General features: G+C 38.0%; 20 protein-coding genes. 18 read left to right on the forward strand and 2 right to left on the reverse strand.

What is annotated here, in order from left to right; all coding sequences use genetic code 11:
• Window positions 1-81: 81 nt before the first annotated feature.
• The 15 genes from BSG1_RS05070 (at window position 82) to BSG1_RS05140 (ending at window position 11,455) form a co-directional block, all read left to right on the forward strand.
• Entirely contained in the window at window positions 82-594 is a 513-nt protein-coding gene (locus BSG1_RS05070) for a hypothetical protein (RefSeq protein WP_006835833.1), read from the forward strand.
• Window positions 595-618: 24 nt separating this feature from the next.
• Window positions 619-1,149, forward strand: a complete 531-nt coding sequence (locus tag BSG1_RS05075; protein ID WP_006835834.1) for a GNAT family N-acetyltransferase — start codon at window positions 619-621, stop codon at window positions 1,147-1,149.
• 338 nt (window positions 1,150-1,487) lie between these two features.
• Window positions 1,488-1,949, forward strand: a complete 462-nt coding sequence (locus tag BSG1_RS05085; RefSeq protein WP_044022439.1) for a DUF4367 domain-containing protein — start codon at window positions 1,488-1,490, stop codon at window positions 1,947-1,949.
• Between the two features lie 165 nt (window positions 1,950-2,114).
• Window positions 2,115-2,810, forward strand: a complete 696-nt coding sequence (locus tag BSG1_RS05090) for a hypothetical protein (RefSeq protein WP_044022440.1) — start codon at window positions 2,115-2,117, stop codon at window positions 2,808-2,810.
• Window positions 2,811-2,897: 87 nt separating this feature from the next.
• Window positions 2,898-3,125, forward strand: a complete 228-nt coding sequence (locus BSG1_RS05095) for a PF20097 family protein (protein ID WP_006835838.1) — start codon at window positions 2,898-2,900, stop codon at window positions 3,123-3,125.
• 108 nt (window positions 3,126-3,233) lie between these two features.
• Entirely contained in the window at window positions 3,234-3,977 is a 744-nt protein-coding gene (locus BSG1_RS05100) for a DUF5694 domain-containing protein (RefSeq protein WP_006835839.1), read from the forward strand.
• Window positions 3,978-4,635: 658 nt separating this feature from the next.
• Window positions 4,636-4,911: a hypothetical protein gene (locus BSG1_RS05105; RefSeq protein WP_044022441.1), complete on the forward strand. Its 276-nt coding sequence runs from the start codon at window positions 4,636-4,638 to the stop codon at window positions 4,909-4,911.
• An 895-nt stretch (window positions 4,912-5,806) separates the two neighbouring features.
• Entirely contained in the window at window positions 5,807-6,352 is a 546-nt protein-coding gene (locus tag BSG1_RS05110; protein ID WP_006835842.1) for a hypothetical protein, read from the forward strand.
• A gap of 269 nt (window positions 6,353-6,621) precedes the next feature.
• Entirely contained in the window at window positions 6,622-6,852 is a 231-nt protein-coding gene (locus BSG1_RS20135) for a PF20097 family protein (protein WP_232214196.1), read from the forward strand.
• Window positions 6,853-7,703: 851 nt separating this feature from the next.
• The gene (locus tag BSG1_RS05120; protein ID WP_006835846.1) at window positions 7,704-8,051 is read left to right on the forward strand and encodes a hypothetical protein; all 348 of its coding nucleotides are present in this window, start codon (window positions 7,704-7,706) and stop codon (window positions 8,049-8,051) included.
• Between the two features lie 11 nt (window positions 8,052-8,062).
• Entirely contained in the window at window positions 8,063-8,338 is a 276-nt protein-coding gene (locus tag BSG1_RS05125) for a hypothetical protein (protein WP_044022443.1), read from the forward strand.
• Window positions 8,339-8,483: 145 nt separating this feature from the next.
• On the forward strand, window positions 8,484-8,606 hold the full coding sequence (locus BSG1_RS21520) for a hypothetical protein (RefSeq protein WP_006835848.1): 123 nt from the start codon (window positions 8,484-8,486) through the stop codon (window positions 8,604-8,606).
• 130 nt (window positions 8,607-8,736) lie between these two features.
• On the forward strand, window positions 8,737-9,051 hold the full coding sequence (locus BSG1_RS05130; protein ID WP_006835234.1) for a hypothetical protein: 315 nt from the start codon (window positions 8,737-8,739) through the stop codon (window positions 9,049-9,051).
• Window positions 9,052-9,532: 481 nt separating this feature from the next.
• Window positions 9,533-9,940 carry a hypothetical protein gene (locus tag BSG1_RS05135; RefSeq protein WP_006835849.1) on the forward strand — a complete coding sequence of 136 codons (408 nt, stop codon included), beginning with the start codon at window positions 9,533-9,535 and terminating at the stop codon, window positions 9,938-9,940.
• 1,035 nt (window positions 9,941-10,975) lie between these two features.
• The gene (locus BSG1_RS05140; protein ID WP_006835239.1) at window positions 10,976-11,455 is read left to right on the forward strand and encodes a hypothetical protein; all 480 of its coding nucleotides are present in this window, start codon (window positions 10,976-10,978) and stop codon (window positions 11,453-11,455) included.
• A gap of 222 nt (window positions 11,456-11,677) precedes the next feature.
• Here BSG1_RS05140 and BSG1_RS05145 read toward each other — a convergent pair whose 3' ends face one another.
• Window positions 11,678-12,568 carry a fructose bisphosphate aldolase gene (locus tag BSG1_RS05145; protein ID WP_006835851.1) on the reverse strand — a complete coding sequence of 297 codons (891 nt, stop codon included), beginning with the start codon at window positions 12,566-12,568 and terminating at the stop codon, window positions 11,678-11,680.
• Window positions 12,569-12,867: 299 nt separating this feature from the next.
• A complete protein-coding gene (locus BSG1_RS05150; protein ID WP_006835852.1) occupies window positions 12,868-13,656 on the reverse strand; it encodes a GNAT family N-acetyltransferase in 789 nt (262 codons plus the stop codon).
• Between the two features lie 535 nt (window positions 13,657-14,191).
• Here BSG1_RS05150 and BSG1_RS05155 point away from each other — a divergent pair.
• The 3 genes from BSG1_RS05155 to BSG1_RS05165 all read left to right on the forward strand — a co-directional run.
• Window positions 14,192-16,615, forward strand: coding sequence for a sensor domain-containing protein (locus BSG1_RS05155; RefSeq protein WP_156791406.1), 2,424 nt, complete (start codon window positions 14,192-14,194; stop codon window positions 16,613-16,615).
• Window positions 16,616-16,825: 210 nt separating this feature from the next.
• Window positions 16,826-18,256: an aspartate ammonia-lyase gene (aspA, locus tag BSG1_RS05160; RefSeq protein WP_006835855.1), complete on the forward strand. Its 1,431-nt coding sequence runs from the start codon at window positions 16,826-16,828 to the stop codon at window positions 18,254-18,256.
• Window positions 18,257-18,403: 147 nt separating this feature from the next.
• On the forward strand, window positions 18,404-18,622 hold a 219-nt coding region (locus BSG1_RS05165), incomplete at its 3' end, for a type B 50S ribosomal protein L31 (protein WP_006835856.1).

Here is an 18,622-nt window from a genome sequence, read left to right on the forward strand (position 1 = left end):
TCCTAATTTATGGGTTTATTTGGTATAATCATAATAACATAGATATTACCGGATTCGTGCTTATGAATAGAGGAGGTCCACATGATTAAGAAATTCTTAGAACTCTCGCACCTTGAAGCAACGATAAGTCTAAGGCAGAAAGAATTATTGGAGTTGGAAGAAAAGATAGAGGAAAAGAAGAGGCTGCTGAAACAGTTAAGTCGGAAAGCCCGCAGGTATGAGGAATATAGTAGTGCTGAGAAAGAGATTGCCGTAGGGATAGCGGTGGATGCAGAGCCTGTTAGTGAGAAGAAGGTGGGGGAAATCGCGAGAACTGATTTAGTGAGACTGTTGGAGAGTGGTCGTGTTCCGCAATCTGTGATAGAAAACTTGAAGGAAAAAAGATACTCCAAAGACACTTTTGATCTGAATTTTCCTTTGCTTAGGGAGATAACGGACATGGGTAAGATTGAAGAACTTAAGAAGGATCATACTGGGCGGAATCGGTATTATGCTAAGCCTATAACGATACACGGAAAGAAGTACTTGCTCTGTGCTCAGTGGTATGACCGGAGTAAGACGAAGTTGGTTAGGTGGATTGGGAAGTATCAGTAGGGTTTATTATAGGAGGTTAAAAAAATGTCGATAACTGATAAAGAGAGCAAAGTTTGCATACGTATAGGTAATTTTGATGATGCAGAATCAATTTTAGATATTCAGAGAGATGTTATAACAGAAAATAAATACTTGATTTCATTACCAGAAGAGTTCGATAAAACATTAGACCATCAAAGAACTCGGATACAAAGAATTTTAGAAAATAAAAGGGAAACATTGATTGTAGCTGAAAAAGATGAGAAAGTTATTGGCTTTATAGTTTTCGAATCACCGAATCGCAAAAGGTTATCTCATACTGGCTCATTTGAAACGATGATACACAGAGATTACAGGGGGATAGGGATTGGTAAAATGCTTATTAGCGAACTTTTAACTTGGGCAAGAGAGAACCCATTAATAGAAAAGGTGAGTTTAGGAGTGTTTTCTACTAATAAAAGAGCTATTTCTTTGTATAAAAGTATGGGTTTTGAAGAAGAAGGACGGAAAAACAAAGAGATTAAGATAGGTGAAAAAGAGTATGCAGATGACATCCTTATGTATAAATTTGTTTAAGGGTTATACCACACAAGAGCTATACATCCTTTGTAAACAACTGATAAATAATGGGAGTTATTATTTAATAGCAACAGAAAAGGCAGTAGGATTTATCCTTAGCATACCTAAAAATGGTTCTAAGGAGTTTAATAGTAAAGTCTCACCTAAAGAAAGATAAAAGCCGAAGACCTGATGATCTTAGGCTTTTGTTTTTTTTTATCAAAGATCTTCATATTAATGATCAAAAGAAAAAATATCCCGCAGAGGAATTACTGGAACGTTTTAGAGTCATTATTTACTGAAAATTGAAACTTTTTCTGTTTTCAACCGTAAAAGTAATTAACTGGAGGGATTTCATGAAAAAACTATTTGTATTTGTCACTATATTGTTTCTGGCAGCGTGTGGTAACAGTGGGGCTTCAAGTAATCTCGAGGATTTTGATAACTCAGACTTGAAAGAAGGCCTGCAGGAGGAAGCATTTCAATCAGAACTTCCTACAAAATTGCCTTTTGCAGTGAGAGGAGCAACTTTTACTCCGACTCCAGGGGATCAACGAGAGCTTAGGCAGACTTTCCAATTCGATGGTGTGGATGGTCAGTTTATGGATTTAAGAACAAATAGTGGTGAAGTTCACTTTACAGGCACTGATAATGATGAGCAAGTGAAAATCGGTGATCACGATGGTACTATTGGGGAAACTGAAAATGGTTCATTGAGTCTTCATTGGAAAGACGGTGATCTGACCTATCATTTAATGGCAAATGGTGATGAGGTTACGAAAGAAGAGTTGATTGAAACAGCAGAATCATTTGAATAATTTTGTTGTTTTGTCTTTAAAGTATAGGTTATTCCATAAGAAAGGGGGCGAATTTCCAGGTTATTGGATAGCTCCCTTTGTTCCGTTATAGGGGCGGTTGATGACTAAGCAGCCGCCAAAGTCAGGATTGTAACCATGGAGAACATACCAAAATGGAGGGGGCTTATGAAGTCTTATATAGGAATCATTGCACTTATACCATTGTTGCTTTTGGCAGGATGCACAAACGACGAAACCGTTTCTGTTGAAGGAGAGATACACAGTGTTGACCAAGAGAATAAAACGATCATTGTGTATGTTGAAGATGAATTGACAAAATCCCAAAGACAAACAATGGATTTTGATCAAGAAGAAAAAAATATTGAAGCCTTTTTAGTCCGTGCTGAGGACGCAGCGGTAACGGGGGAAGTAACGTCCTTCGATGATTTGCAAACTGAACAAAAGGTGACAGTTGAGATTAAAGGAAAATATGAAAAAGAATTGGTAACGGTAAAGGCCCTCTTTGATGAGGAAGAAGAACTTCCTGATTATCATGCTGAAAAAGTGACGGTCAATCCTTATTCGAAAGAAGACCTTATTGAAGAAATGACAGTGGAAAAAGGAAAATACGGTCTTTATATTTATAATCCAAAGCCCAATGAGGAAGGAGTATACAGTCCTCCTGAAACAATGAAGGTTTTTCATTCTATGACGATGTACACCTCTGCAGATGAAGTCAAGAACACACAGCAATTGTTAGAGCTTTATGAAGATTCCCCGACTTATATTGTGACGAATCACGAAGGCATCATCTTTAAGACAGATGATGAAGCGGAACTAAATGAGTTCGCTAAGACGCTGGGAGAAAAAGAAAATAATTAACTCGAAGTTATTTTGCCGGAGTATAGAAGGTTGTGCTGCTAACGGGTTACTTCAATTAGAAATACTAAGAAGGTGGTGTAACGAACAATGGACGGTGTTGTAAAGTGTCCTGAATGTGTTAATGAGTTGAAGCAGGGATACATTTTCTCTCCTCGAAGAATTTGCTGGTCAGACTCTCCTGATTCAATCTTTGCTGATTTTGGAAGTGAAATATTAATAGGGGATGCATGGGTTAAAGTCAAAAAAACGCCGGCATTAAGGTGTGAAGAGTGTAATATAGTTATTTTCAAGCACAAGGATAATAATGATGAGTGAAAAATAGTGGTTGTTATGAACATATCTTATTTAACATAAAAGGGGCGTTGATCTAAGAAGAATTGACGCTTTCTTTATTGAAGCTATATAAACAGGAGGGGAATACATATGGAGCAGCAGCAACAACTGAAACCTAAAGTAATGGTGTTAGGTACCTTTCATATGAGGTATACACCAGATATTCATAAAGTTGAATTTGATGATTTGTTAACTGATAGAAGGCAAAATGAGATTAGGGAAGTTGTACATAAAATTAAAAAGTTTAATCCAACAAAGCTGGCGTTTGAAGTAGTAAAAGAAAATGAAGAAGACTTAAATAAGGAATACAGGCAGTTTTTGAATAATGGTCTAAAGCTGAAAATTGATGAAATTCATCAATATGGTTTTAGATTAGCTTCAGAGTTAGGGCATAAAAAGGTTTATGCAGTTGATTGGATGGAAACTGTTGGGAACAGAGGGATTGGACAGGTGTTTGAGTGGGCAAAAACCGAACAGCCTGATCTTTATAAATACATAGAAGAAACGTATCGGCCTGGAAGAGAATTTAACTTAGCCGAAAAAAGCATCGTCGACCTGATGAAAGAAATGAATGAAGAAAGCAGCGTGAAAAAAGACCACGAAAAGTATATGGCAGTAGCACGTATCGGAAGTGAGGAGGACTATGTAGGTATTGATTGGCTCAGGTGGTGGTACCAAAGGAATTTAATAATATACTCGAACTTGGCCAAGATAACAAGCTCGCCTTCAGAAAGGACCCTGTTAATTATTGGAGCTGCACACATCCATTTGGTTTCCCAGTTTTTAAAAGAAAGTGGAATGTTTGATGTAGAACCAGCAATAGCTTACCTTTAAAATTCAATCAAACGGGGAAGGCATTGAATGATGCATACTAAATATTGAGGCACTGCTAAATAGCTTCAGCGCCTCATAATATTTCACTCATTATTCACTTTAACACCACCTGTAAAAGCCGTTGTTTTTATTGAAGGCTGTTTTCGTGTAGGTTGTTGTTTTCGGAAAAATCCCTAGTGCCGGCTTTTTCTGTATACAAGGTTTGTTCTCTCTGAACAGGGGAGTAGCTCTTTTGAGGATATGCAGTGGGACAAAGAACCTCCGTCTTGCTATTCCTTTAAAAGTTAACGAAAGGCAGGGGGGAGTAAGATGCTAGTAAAGATAGTAATTTCTATAATGATGCTGATTAACGTAATCAATATTGCGTTTTTAGTAAAGGATTTTATTGTTTCTATACCTTTCTTTGTATTATCCGGTCTATCTATCTTTTATTTATTTTATGAAAAGGATGAGGAGGAAAAGAGAGTAAGATAACCTAAAGCAATAATTTACTCTTTTCAACGGGGCGATAACTGAACATCCGTTAAATGAGCCAGCTATTGCTCCTTTTCAGAAATTCAGGCAGCAGTTTAACGGGACATTGGGGTCAGGCCCCGCCTAGCCGAACAATGCTTAGTAGGGTAATTGAAGAGATTGAGTGGGAATAGGAGGAAATTTGGTGAAAGTAAAAAGATATTCTTGGTTAAGTTATTCGTCAATTGGATTAGGAATATTATTAATATTGCACCCGCTACTAACTAATGTGTTTCCTAAATACTTTATGAACTTACAGTATATCGGTATACCATTAACAATCATAGTTAGTCTTTTTGCTCTTCAAAGAAAGAATGAGAAGAAACTATTAGCTACAATAGGTTTATCGCTTGGGATTATAATGATGTTATTTGTTGCAGTAATTCTTTATATATCCTTAAATAAATACAGCCCTATTTAATGCAGAAGCTATTACAGTATCCTCCATAATAGGTGGAAATAGCAGCTACAGCTCTTCTTCAATTGTTGGGGCAGGTTAATGGAAGAAAGGCTATTACGCAACCATAATAAGATAATCTAAAATGACTTACTAAAGGGGAAAATTTATGTGAATTCTTGCACTACTTATTGTTGTAGTTGTTGGGACAATTGTTGGTTTTTTGAAAGAACAATCTAAACAGAATAAAAGAATTATTGAACTACTTGAAGAGATAAATCAAAACAAATAATAAATCAATAAGCAGGACGTGCTAAACAAGCAGCCGCTCTATGTTCAAGTAAAGGGGCAGGTTAGTGGAACAAGCCCTATTTTTTTAGGATAAACTTTAAACGAGGGTGGTCCTGATGAAAAGAACTTGGACAAGAGGGACAGGTTCCTTGTCCCTAATTATGTTCTCCTGGTACCGAAGATATGAAAGTAGTGGGCATTAAAAAGATGGAACGGAAGTAGAGCTAATGAAGGATCGGGAGTTCCAATTTTAATTTGTCTACAACTAAAAACAGAGCAAACTTATTTCTGGTGTGCTAGTTATACTGGAAACAAACTGTGTGTACCAGGGGTCAGGCCCCGCTTAGTACAATTTTCCATCATAAGAAAGTAACTCTGATGGATTTGAATCGAACAGTGAACAAATTAATATTTATATAGAAAACACACCAAAAGTGATGAAGAAAATATTTGGAGAATATTTAGAGAGGTTTATTTAAATTGATTTGAAGTTAACCGAATAGTATAGGGTCGTCCCTGTTATCAACTAATGAAACCCATTTAATTTACATAATTGTGTAAATTTTGAAACTTATCATGATCCTGTCTCGTATATAGGGTATAAGAATAATTGAAAGGGTGGTACTAAATGAGTAAAATCAAGAAATACTTTCAGCCCTTGATATTATTGGGGGTTCTACTTTTAGCTTCTGGTTGCACAAACTCCGATACCGCAAGGGGCAACTCAGAAGAGGCCGGGGCCGAAAGTGCTGCTGAACAAAATATTGAAGCTTTCTTAGAAAATGTATTTACTGGACCTAATGAGGAGAACGAGTTTTTGTTCAACTTTGAAGATTTGGAAGGAAGAGGCGAAAGGATTTCTGAGTACTATCAAGATAATTTCCAACCTTATATGAGCGAAAGTCTTTTAGAGGATTTTATCAATTCTAATGGTGCAGTTCAATTCTTGATTGCTGCTCATCCTGATTATGTTTTAGCAACAGAAGAAATCACACTTGAAGAAAACGAGGATTATTACACCTTTGCTGCCGAAGTATCGTATACGAATAAGGAAAGTAATGAAAGTGACACAGTTACAATTAACGGCAATATACAAACAGATGAAGAAGGTTTGGTCACGGGTATTCAATATCATAGGGGCGAATATGAAGAATTTCGCACAGCTTTAAATTAGGAATCAGAAACCTTAACACTAAAAAAATCAGGCTCAGTTCAATTTGGGACTGAGCATTTTTTATGCTAAACCACTCTCCCTAAAACTATATGGCAATTAAGAAGGTTTATTAATTTGAGTTGAAGGATACTTCAGGATCCTTTCAGCTCGCTTTAGATATAAGCTCTTCTGTGAGAGAGGGCGTTTGCGGAACAGGCCGCTGCTCCCTGCGGATTATTCAAGAAAGTTGTAGGTTACTAAACACGAAGAGGAAGGTGCTATAGCTAACAATGGAGGATGTTGTAGGGTGTCCTGGATGTGGTAACGAGTTGAAGCAAGGATATATTTTCTCTCCTCGAAGAATTTGCTGGTCAGACTCTCCTGATTCAATCTTTGCTAATTTTGGAAGTGAAATATTAATAGGCGATGCAGTGTTAAAAGTCAAAAAAACTCCAGCATTAAGATGTGAAGAGTGTAATTTAGTTTTTTTAAACACAAGTGAAATAACAATATTAAAATAGCAATAGTTGTGAACGTAACTTATTTAATAAAAAGGGGGCGCATGTTGAACAAGTGGCTGCCCTTTGTTCAAGGTGCAGGATTATTGAATAAGGGTTTATTAAGAAAAGTGAAAGAAAAGGATTGATACCAAGTGATGAAGGTCTTTAGTGGTTTTATTCTGATTATGTTAATTATGGTTATTCTATATTTTTTGCTTGGGGTTGGTTTGTTCTCGGGCGGAACAGGTAATGAGGGGCTAATTTATATATTTGGTACTTTGATTATTATTCTTCTATCCTTTATAACTTCATTATTGGTGCATTTAATAGAAGTAATAAATAAAAATTCAAAATGAAAAGTTTATTCAAGGGGCATTTGCTGAACAAGCTCTTTTAAAGTAAGGGAGCAGTTTAGTCAAAGAACCTTTTAAAGGAGGGGGAGAGAATCAGTAATTTAAAGAGGGTAAATGATATTCTCTATATCATCGTATTTGGGCTTTCAGCATCATATTTATTAATGGAGAATAGGATACCGATATATATTGTTCTAACTCTTTTATCTATTACTTTTATGCTAACGGCAGTGGAGTTCATCAAAGGACGCAAGGATAAGGGAGGCTATAAATATATTGTTGGGGCAGTTGTTATGCTTTTTGCCGCTATGGTGTTCTTTATAAAGTAAATGTAAAAAACACTTCCACTACTTACCGTCCTTATGCTGAACAGTGCAGCTGTCATTTGTTCAAGTAAAGTTTGAAAGGATGAAAAAGCAGTCGCCTTTATTATAAGTCTAACTTTTGGGGCTGTTAACAATTTCAGCAAGGTGAATATCACGTTAAAAATTATATTTGATATTATTGAGGAGTGTTTGAATGGGTTTAAATTCACAAGGACATTCATTAGGGATTATTGTTTTCACCATTTTGTTTGCTGTTACAGCGGTTCCTATGATTTTCCTTGGAACAAATGATGTAAATAGGTATGAAGAAATAGGAAAAAATGTTTCTGTTGAGATACTAGAACGTCTAAACAGAGAAGGTTATAAAAAAGATGATGATAATACAGAATGGAGTTTAGATGATGTGAAATTATCCCTTGCCTTTAGTGGGAAGGGGAAAGGTAACGTTAAAACGACTGTTGGAGAGTATGGACATTGGGGTCAGGCCCCGCCTAGCCGAACAATGCTTAGTAGGGTAATTGAAGAGATTGAGTGGGATTAGGGGGGAATTTGGTGAAAGTAAAAAGATATTCTTGGTTAAGTTATTCGTCAATTGGATTAGGTATATTATTAATATTGCACCCGCTACTAACTAATGTGTTTCCTAAATACTTTATGAACTTACAGTATATCGGTATACCATTAACAATCATAGTTAGTCTTTTTGCTCTTCAAAAGAAGAATGAGAAGAAACTATTAGCTACAATAGGTTTATCGCTTGGGATTATAATGATGTTATTTGTTGCAGTAATTCTTTATATATCCTTAAATAAATACAGCCCTATTTAATGCAGAAGCTATTACAGGATCCTCCATAATAGGTGGAAATAGCAGCTACAGCTCTTCTTCTATTGTTGGGGCAGGTTAATGGAAGAAAGGCTATTACGCAACCATAATAAGATAATCTAAAATGACTAAATAAAGGGGAAAATTTATGTGGATTCTTGCACTACTTATTGTTGTAGGTGTTGGGACAATTGTTGGTTTTTTGAAAGAACAATCTAAACAGAATAAAAGAATTATTGAACTACTTGAAGAGATAAATCAAAACAAATAATAAATCAATAAGCAGGACGTGCTAAACAAGCAGCCGCTCTATGTTCAAGTAAAGGGCAGTTTAGTAACAGAAGTATATTTACTGATTAATGAACAAAAATGCAAATGAAAAACTCAAAGGGTGGTAAATAATGATTGATTGGTTTTGGCTTAATGCTGGTAGTCTTGCTCTTGGTCTTATTGCCTGGACACTTCCTATTGTTAATCTTATGCGATATAAAAACCATAACCTTAATAATTGGAGCACTTTTTCCATTATGAGTATCAGTGCTTGTGCTATATCGTTATATTTTCAGATAGTCTATGCTCATAATCTGGTTAAGATTGGGGCTTTGTCTAATCTTATAGAAGAGGGTTGGGTGGTTGCAAGTTCAGTTCTTCTTATCGTTACACTCCTATTAAATATAATTACAATCATTGTATATCGTGACAAAACAAAAAAGTAGAATATAAAATTGCTGTTTGTGAAAGTGTGTACTTAAACGAATGGGTGCAAGAATTGAATAAGCAATTGGTGGAGGACTTATGCTAATTGCACTATTTCTTGAATCAAAGGATTTAGACTATACAAATATTTTAATTGAAAAATTTACAGTCATATTGAGTAAATATGGGATTACAGTGTCTTCATTATCAAAAAATTTCTAAACGAAATGGCTTCTAAGTGGGAGGAGCTTCCCAATGAATACTTATCTTCAAGAACAATGGAAAACTGTGAAATACATTTTAAAAACCTTTATATGATAACCGTTAACTTTGACGATTAAATAATACTTCTTATTAAACATAAGGGGGCGTTTGCTGAGCAAGCAGCCGCCCTTGTTCAACTATTAGGCAGTTTAATAGAATAAGCGAAACTAAAATTTGTATGTTTTCGTCTAATTTATTAAGAAGAATTCGGTTAAGTTTAGAAAGGATAAGTTTATAATGAAATTCTCAAAATTAGGTACATTTTGTATAACAGCACTATTTTTATTCACAGGGTGCCAATCAAGTGATAATGCTGAAACTCATATTGTACGGGGAGAAACTACTTCGTGGAAAGCGAACCTTGAAGTAGTGTTTACTGCTGACCGAGAAATGTATTATGTAGGTGGGAGCTTGAAGTCCAAGTCCGATTCAATCCCAAAAGAAGTCACGTATTTTATAACCCACTCACAAGGAGGGGGCTCTGGCACATCAAGAGATGGAAACGGTGAATACATTAAAATACCCCAAGGTGGAGGAAATAACCCCCCTGGAGATATAGAAGCATTCTCCGAGGAGATTACACTACGTGTAGAATGGGAAAGCGAAGATGGCGAAACTTTTAATGAAACAATACCTTTAGATTAAGTCACTTCTAGGTATCCACCTTATTCAAGTAAAGGGCAGGTTAATTGAATAAGCAATAAAAAAATGAGGAGGGGATAATTTGTACTCATTATTTGAAAATACTCCTTCTTTTGTATTTGGGATTATAATTGTTAATATTTTCAATCTCTCTGACGATTAATATGGTAATTCAGAAAAATTTTGAACACCTTGTTGGGAAGCTTTTATTTTTATTAAGTTTTTTCGGTTTATCAATAGTGGCTTTTTTACTAAAATCGAATCAATCTATTTCTGAATTAATACTTTTTTACATCTCAATTCCGGCATTGATATTAAGTATGGTTATTAGTGTAATAATAAAACTCAAACAATAATCATTAATCTCTTCTTGATATTGATAAATTATCAGAAACCTTAACATCTCCGGTTAACGGAGCAAGAAAAAATATAAATGGATAATGATTAATGGGTTTTGTATGTATTGTAATTTCATAGACTGAGGGTCAAGGTTTTAAGGGGGGAATAGTATTTTAAACAAAAGCAATATTATTATCTTTCTAAGTTTTTTTGTATTTTCTCTTTTAGCTGTCTTAATCTCTGAGGTATCAGTTGTATTGTCAGTAGTGTTTTTCATCTCTTACTTAGCATTAATGATGTTCTTCGGTGATAATAAAAACAGACCGTTCCCGTGGAATACTCTAGGAGTTATCACAATACTTTGTAGTTCAATAATCACCTATTTATTTAATATTCCTCTGAAATTCACTGCTGTTTTTCTAACTGTGTTTTTTGCCATTTATTTTATAATTGCACCCGAATTAGAATAAAGGTGATAAGAACACAAATGGCATATTTCCTTCAACTAAAAATGTTCCATCAAGCGGGGCAATAACTTTAGATCAGCTACTTGATCTGGCTATTGTCTTTCTTCAATTATTGGGCAGGTTAATTGAACATTGAAAATCCTAAAAGGTAATACCTGTAATTATTAGAAAAGTTAAATAATTTTGTGTTATCCTGTATAAAGAAACAACTTCCAGAAAAAGGAGGGATAAATTGAAAAGCTGGATTATTATCGTATTTGCATCTCTTTCTCTTATCTTAGGTGGATGTAATCCAACATCAAATAGTGTAGATGAGTCGCTGGATGATATAAAAGAAGTTAAGGAACTTAATTATAATTTTGTGGGAGAAAGTGAAAACTGGGAGGCTGAACTGGTTTTCAAGGGTGAAGAAATTTTCATCAAAGACCCCGAAGGAGATATAAACGATTACAACACAAGGACTCAAAGCGATTTTAAATTAGAATATAAGGGCGAATTAAGTGAAATTGCTGGAAGCTCTTTATCCTATTCTTATGATACGGGGTCTGAAGGTAGTGAAGGGACAAGAGAGGACTTAGATAAAAAAGTAATTGAGTCTCACGGGGGTTCTAAGAACGGCAGCATTATCCCGCAGGATAGCATTATTGAAGTAACCGTTGAATGGAATGGCGAAAAGGAAAATTTTATATTGGAAAATACAGACTCTCAGTAAGATACTTGTATTGAAAAATAGAATTATTACTCGTGCAATTATTGTGCAGAGTGGTCGCCCTTTGCTTGTTCAGCTAAAGGGGGCTTTAATGTAAGAATACAATATATAGAGGCACTGCAATGTAGTTTGCAGTGCCTCTTATTTGTATATTTTGCCAATCATTTTCCACGACAATAGTCTGGAATAACAACTGCTAATATGCTCATTCTCCCTAGATACATATTATTTTTTATTGGCAGAAGCATCATAAATCGACTCGATGGCATCTCGCATGGATCGATCAAATTCTTCGGAAGATTGATTAACTCTCAATTCTTCGGCGAGCGCACGGGAGAAGCTTGCAATCATCCCGTCGTTTTCTTTTAATCTCTCGTTGGCTTCATCTCGGGAGTATCCGCCTGAGAGGGCGACAACCCGGACGACACGCGGATGCTCCACCAGTTCCTTGTAGGCATTAGCTTTAGTCGGAATTGTGAGTTTCAGCATCACATTTTCATTCTCGGACAAACCATTGAGGTGTTCTATGATTTCAGCACGCAGGATTTCTTCGCATTTTGCTTTGTCTTCGCTGTGGATATTGACTTCAGGTTCGATGATCGGCACCAAGTCGGAAGCGATGATTCTCTTCCCGATTTCGAATTGCTGATCCACGACAGCTTTGATTCCTGATTCATTCGGTTCATGGATGACCGAACGCATTTTGGTGCCGAAGATATTTCGTTCTTTGGCACGGTGAAGCGTTTCATCAAGGTCCGGATTCGGCTTCATGAGCTGTACCCCGTCTTCTTTTTCAGCCAGGCCCTTATCGACTTTCAGAAACGGGACAATATTATGGTCAGCCAGATAATCCGCTGTATATTTTCCTTCAACTTTACTGTCCATTGTCTGCTCGAATAGGATGACGCCAAGGATATGGTCTGAACTGAAAGCTGGAGACGTCATAATCCTGGTGCGCATCTCGTGCACCTGATCAAACATTTCCTCTTCATTTGAATAGGAATCCTCCGTAACACCATAAGCTGCCAGTGCCTTAGGTGTACTGCCTCCGCTTTGATCCAGTGCAGCAATAAACCCTTTGCCATTCTTCATTCGATCCAATTGACTCTGATTCATGAATTCCACTCCTTTTTCATGTTAACAGTTAATCCACATCTATTCTATTTCCCTATTTTTGTTGGAGTTAACATTGCTATGAAGGATTGTAGACATGATTCAATTAATTTCTATGATGGAAAGAGCGTTCAGTAAGAAGGAGAAAGGTATACTTTTTTGGTATTTTATATATTCAAGCAAGCGAACTTTGGTTGGCGTTAGTTCGAATAATGTAAGAGGAAAACCTGCCGGCCAGCAAAGCTAACAGTAAGATTCAAGTTAATAGAGAATAGATAGTGGCTCCCCACTCAATATGCAGTTTACGTCCCTTGTATCTCCTTGATACCTTTCCCTCCTAAAAAGGCATGCCCTGTCTGTAATCTCAATACAGTCTTAAATCCATAGCGGCTATAAACCTTTTCAACTCGTTCATTGATCGGATGCACCCATAGCTTTTCCAGTTGAAGTTTTTGCGCTTCATTTTGAATCTGTTGTAACAACCAGCCGATTAATCCTTTTCCTCTATATTCTTCGATGGTGGCGACGCTTTCTACTCTCCCTTGATTGCCGTGAACGAATAAGCATGCTGTGGAACAAGGATTACCGTTATATTTCAATAGATAATGAGTATAGCGGGAATCGTTAAATTCTGATTGGAACGCCTTTTCACGAACTGTTTTTCCGCCAAATTCTTTAATCTGACACTCAACCCATAGGGCATCGTGATAATTATTAGCGGTTACTCTTTCTATAGTGACATCTTTATTAATGGCCAACTCCGTAGATTCGTTATTCCAAAGCTGTATTGGCTGCAAAAAATCTTCAAACTGAAAGCCCTTCTCTTTTAATAGAGCAACAAAGTCTGTCAGAGACTCCAGGTTGTATAAATAAAACCTAGGAATAACCTTCAAGGCTTCATAAAAAGAAATGACCTCTTTGATGACTTCTTCTGAATTGTCAGGTTGTTTACTCACATGCGCATGGTTAGCATCATAATACTCTGGCTGGTGTTCGTTCGAAAATAAAACTCCCCATGTTCTATCTTCCTTATTGGAAAAGGACTGTAAAAGGGCAAAGTCAAGCTCTTCAATCTGTTTGATTAAATCCATATTTCATCCGCCTATTCTTGTTTTTAATCCATTCTTTCATTTCATCACCAATGTGACAATCTAAATCCCAACTTATTAAGGCGGGATAATTTGAAACAAATATCCGCCGCACCCGCCTGTTGTTATTGCTGCTTCCATGAACTCTTCTTTATATAGCATAACGTTGGATTTCCGTGTTTTTATAAAGCATATCATAATGGATATGTTCTTGTTCCTAACCACTAAAGAAAATGAATGCGACACCTTCGACCAATTGCGAATGTCGAAAGTGTCCTATATTAGCCTTTCGAGGGACAAAGAGGACAAGGGTCAGGTACCTTATCCCTTAAATGGATTGCGGGACAGTTCACCTGTCCCTCTGTCCCTAGCTCCCATCCCCCGCAATAATTTTGCCGGATTTTGTCTAAATATTTTTATGAAATCAATTCGAATAGCCATTAAAATGGTAATATAGTCTTATTGAAATCATTCATTACGTTTTAACGCATATTACTTGGCTCGAAATATGGCTCTAATTGAAAAGAGGAATTAATAAATGGTCTATTACTCTCTTAGTGAATATGTTTTGTCGATTGGGATAGCAACCATCGCAGGTTTTTTTGGGATCACTCTTATTAGGAAGATGAGAGAAGTAGAGAATGGGCAAATAAAGGTTCATATTGCCTCGTTGGTGTTTGGCGCTATAATCTACTTTTCTTATCTGTATGGAAATATGTCCGGCATCGAAGCCAATGTGGGTGTCTTGCTAGGGATCGGGTTCCTGATATTTAACACATGGGCGGTCAATACGACCATTAACACTATATGTTTGAGGGAAATCTCGTTTTTTAAATTAATTTTTAGTTCCATCATTTTTGCTTCATGTATCAGTTTGGTGAACATGATTGATATCTGGAGTGAAATGGTGGAGCACGATCTTAAGATGAATATTCTATTATTCATCAGCGCGAATATTTTGCTTGCAGGTAATGTCCTGGCGACCATTCGCTTTATTCGTCAAATAAGAAGTTTGGAGAGAGTCGGTTTTTTCTGGATCCTGTTTGGAAGCTTTGCTATAGGAATGGCTTTTGCGAGTATCCGCTTCACTTTATTTTCCAGCATCACATTGTTTTCAACCATAGACTTATTTACAAATAGAAATATCCCGATATTCGAATGGGTGTATCTCAATAATACGTTACTTCCATTAATGATTAATATTTTCGCTTTGGTCTTTCTGGAGCTTGTTCCGGGCCTCTTTTCAGAGATTCATAGTAAGGAACAGCAGGAATTGATTATCGAGAACAAACGCCGGTATGAAACGCTTTTTGATAATCAAGCTGTAGCTATTTTCACCTTGGATCCAAAGGGGAAAATTTTGAAGCTGAATAATGCAGTACAGCAATTGACGGGTTACCCTATCGATCAGTTGAAAAAGGGATCTTCTTTCGCCGAGTTAATACATGAATCAAAGGAAGATGAGTTTTCTTCCTATATTATGGAGGCTGTTAAAGGCAGCTCCCAGATGTTTGAGACAAAGATTAGTACCAGCGAGGGGAAGTATATCGATGTGCAGATCACCCTCATCCCGATCTTTGTAAAAGAAAAATTGGCGAACATCAATATCCTTGCCAAAGATATTACGGAAGTCATTCAAACAAGGGAACAAATTCAACACTTGGCCTATCATGATTCTTTGACAGGCCTTCCGAATAGATTTCAGTTTGTGAAAGAGCTGCAACAGAGGATTGAAACAAGTAAACTGCCGGCAGCAGTATGCTTTTTGGACTTGGACCGCTTTAAGGTGATCAACGATGTCTTAGGGCATCAAACGGGGGACCGCTTGTTATTGCAGCTGTCTGAGCGATTTACTTCCTTTGTGAAAGAAGATGTGAAAGTAGCGAGGATGGGTGGAGATGAATTCACGTTTTTATTTCCCGAGATCCCTTCCATGGCCGAATTGGAAAACAAGATAGAAGAATTGATGGCGCTCATCCAAACACCCTTTCAGATTGAAAAACAAGAACTGTTTGTCACGGGAAGTATGGGGATTTCCATTTATCCGAATGACAGTGACACTGTTGAAGATTTAATGAAATACGCAGATGTGGCCATGTACCGCTCAAAAGAAAAGGGAAAGAATACGTTCGAGTTCTATCATCAGCAAAACGATGAAGAAAGCAGTAAAAAATTAGCATTGGAAAAAGATATCCGAAAAGCGATGAAAGAGAAAGAGTTTGAAATTGTCTATCAACCTCAAGTAAAAGTGTCAACCGGGAAGATCTTCGGGGTTGAAGCCCTGTTACGATGGAATCATCCAGCAGAAGGGTTGATTACGCCCAATAAGTTCATCTCGCTGGCTGAAGAAAATGGACTCATCCATGAACTGGGGGAGTGGGTGCTGAGAGAATCATGCAGGCAAGTCAACCAATGGCACAACGAGGGTTATAGTGACCTGCAATTGAGTGTGAATATATCCTTAAAACAGCTGTATCATCAAAATTTCATTTCGACGGTTAAGAGAGTAATAGATGAAGAAGGATTCAGTACCAGTTTGTTAGACTTGGAAATCACAGAGAGTATGGCGATGAAAGATATAGAGTATGCTAAACTCATATTCAATCAGCTTCGAGCGCTCGGGATATCCATCAGTATCGACGACTTCGGAACGGGATACAGCTCATTGAACCATATCAAGAACTTCCCGATCGACCGGGTGAAAATAGACGGGTCATTTATTCGTGACGTACCAGGCAGTGCAGAGGCGGCCATTATCATCAAAACCATCATCGCGATGACGAGGAACCTGAACCTGCTCTCCATCGCAGAACATGTGGAAACAAAGGAACAATATGAATTTTTACAAGAGATCAACTGCGATGAAATCCAAGGGTATTACTGTTCAGAGCCTTTGAATTCTTTTGAGTTGAGTGAGTTGTTGCAGCAAGATGAAAAAGTATTGCAGGGAAGCGTCAGGTGACAGGGACAAGAGTGAGAGCGTCCTTGTCCCTGATTTTTTTATGGCGGGATCCCTATCGCAGGCATTGAGTGGTACTATTACGGGGTGTTTGAACTCCTGCCGAGGTTCAGGGTAGAGAAGCAATTTGTCTCATGCTAATATAGAAGAGGAATTTTAATAGCAAAAAAGCTTCGTATAATAAGAGAGAAAAACCAAAGGGGATACAGCAAAATGTCAGTCACAGCAAATTTCAATCGAATCGAGAAAGACTTCCTGGGAACAAAAGAAGTACCTGAGCATGCGTATTATGGGATTCAGACGCTCCGCGCGGTAGAGAATTTCCCCATTACAGGCTACCGCATTCATCCCGAATTGATCAAGGCGATGGCGATGGTAAAAAAGGCTGCTGCCAAGGCAAATATGGATGTCGGCCGGCTTTATGAAGGAATTGCCGAACCTATCATGAAAGCAGCAGATGAAATGATGGAAGGAACAATGCATGATCAGGTCCTTGTCGATCCGATCCAGGGCGGCGCGGGGACTTCCTTCAATATGAACATCAATGAAATCCTGGCGAACCGAGCCCTCGAAATCATGGGAAAAGAAAAGGGGTCTTACGGTCACTGCAGTCCGAACAGCCACGTCAATATGTCGCAGTCCACGAATGACGCGTTCCCGACGAGTATGCATATTGCGATCCTGAATCTGCTCGAGCAGTTGATCTCCACGATGGAGCGTATGCACGAGGCATTCAGTGCGAAGGCACAGGAGTTCAGTCATATCATTAAGATGGGCCGCACTCATCTTCAGGATGCCGTTCCGATCAGGCTTGGCCAGGAATTCGAAGCCTACAGCCGTGTGATTGCAAGGGATATCAAGCGTATCAAGCAGACAAGGGAGCATCTGTATGAACTGAACATGGGGGCAACGGCTGTGGGGACAGGCCTTAACGCATTCCCGAAATATATCGAACTTGTCGTGCCTTACCTTGCCGATATCAGCGGCCTGCCGTTCAAAGGTGCGGAACATCTTGTGGATGCTACGCAGAACACGGATGCTTATACAGAAGTATCCAGCAGCCTGAAGATCTGTATGATCAACATGTCCAAGATTGCGAATGACCTTCGTTTGATGGCTTCAGGGCCAAGGGCAGGTCTTGGTGAGATTTCACTTCCTGCGAGACAGCCGGGTTCTTCCATCATGCCTGGTAAGGTGAACCCTGTCATGCCGGAGCTGATCAATCAGGTGTCCTTCCAGGTAATCGGGAACGACCAGACGATTTCTCTTGCTTCAGAAGCAGGACAGTTTGACCTGAACGTCATGGAGCCGGTGTTGATTTTCAATCTTCTTCAATCGATCTCTATCATGAATAATGCCTTCGATTCTTTCACGGAGAACTGTGTAAAAGGCATCGAGGCAAATGAAGAGAGAATGAAGGAATATGTAGAAAAGAGTGTCGGCATCATCACGGCGGTCAATCCGCATATCGGCTATGAAGTGGCGTCAAGGATCGCTAGGGAAGCGATTCTAAACGGCCAGCCGATCAGGGAGCTTTGCCTGAAGTATGATGTACTGACGGAAGAAGAGCTTGATTTGATTTTGAATCCTTATGAGATGACTGAGCCGGGGATTGCCGGGGCGGCGTTGTTTGATAGGGAATAACATTGAAAGGCGGAGCTATTAATCAGCTCCGTTTTTTTGATGCAAAGAATAACTTGCATACACGATTGAATTCTGGTTTAATAACGTTAGATGAATTTTAAATCGTAAACATTACGATTTAATCAAAAGATTCAGGAGGTCATATAAATGAAAAAAGGAATTCACCCAAATTATCAAAAAGTTGTTTTTATGGACACGAACAGTGGATATAAATTTCTCACGAGTTCAACAATGAGCTCCCCGGAAACCATCGAATGGGAAGATGGAAGCACTTATCCGCTGATCAAAGTAGAGGTAAGTTCAGATACACACCCATTTTATACGGGAGTACAGAAGTTTGCTGACCGCGGCGGCCGCGCAGACCGT

Origin of the sequence: Bacillus sp. SG-1, assembly GCF_000181495.1 — a bacterium.
GTDB lineage: Bacteria > Bacillota > Bacilli > Bacillales > Bacillaceae_B > Rossellomorea.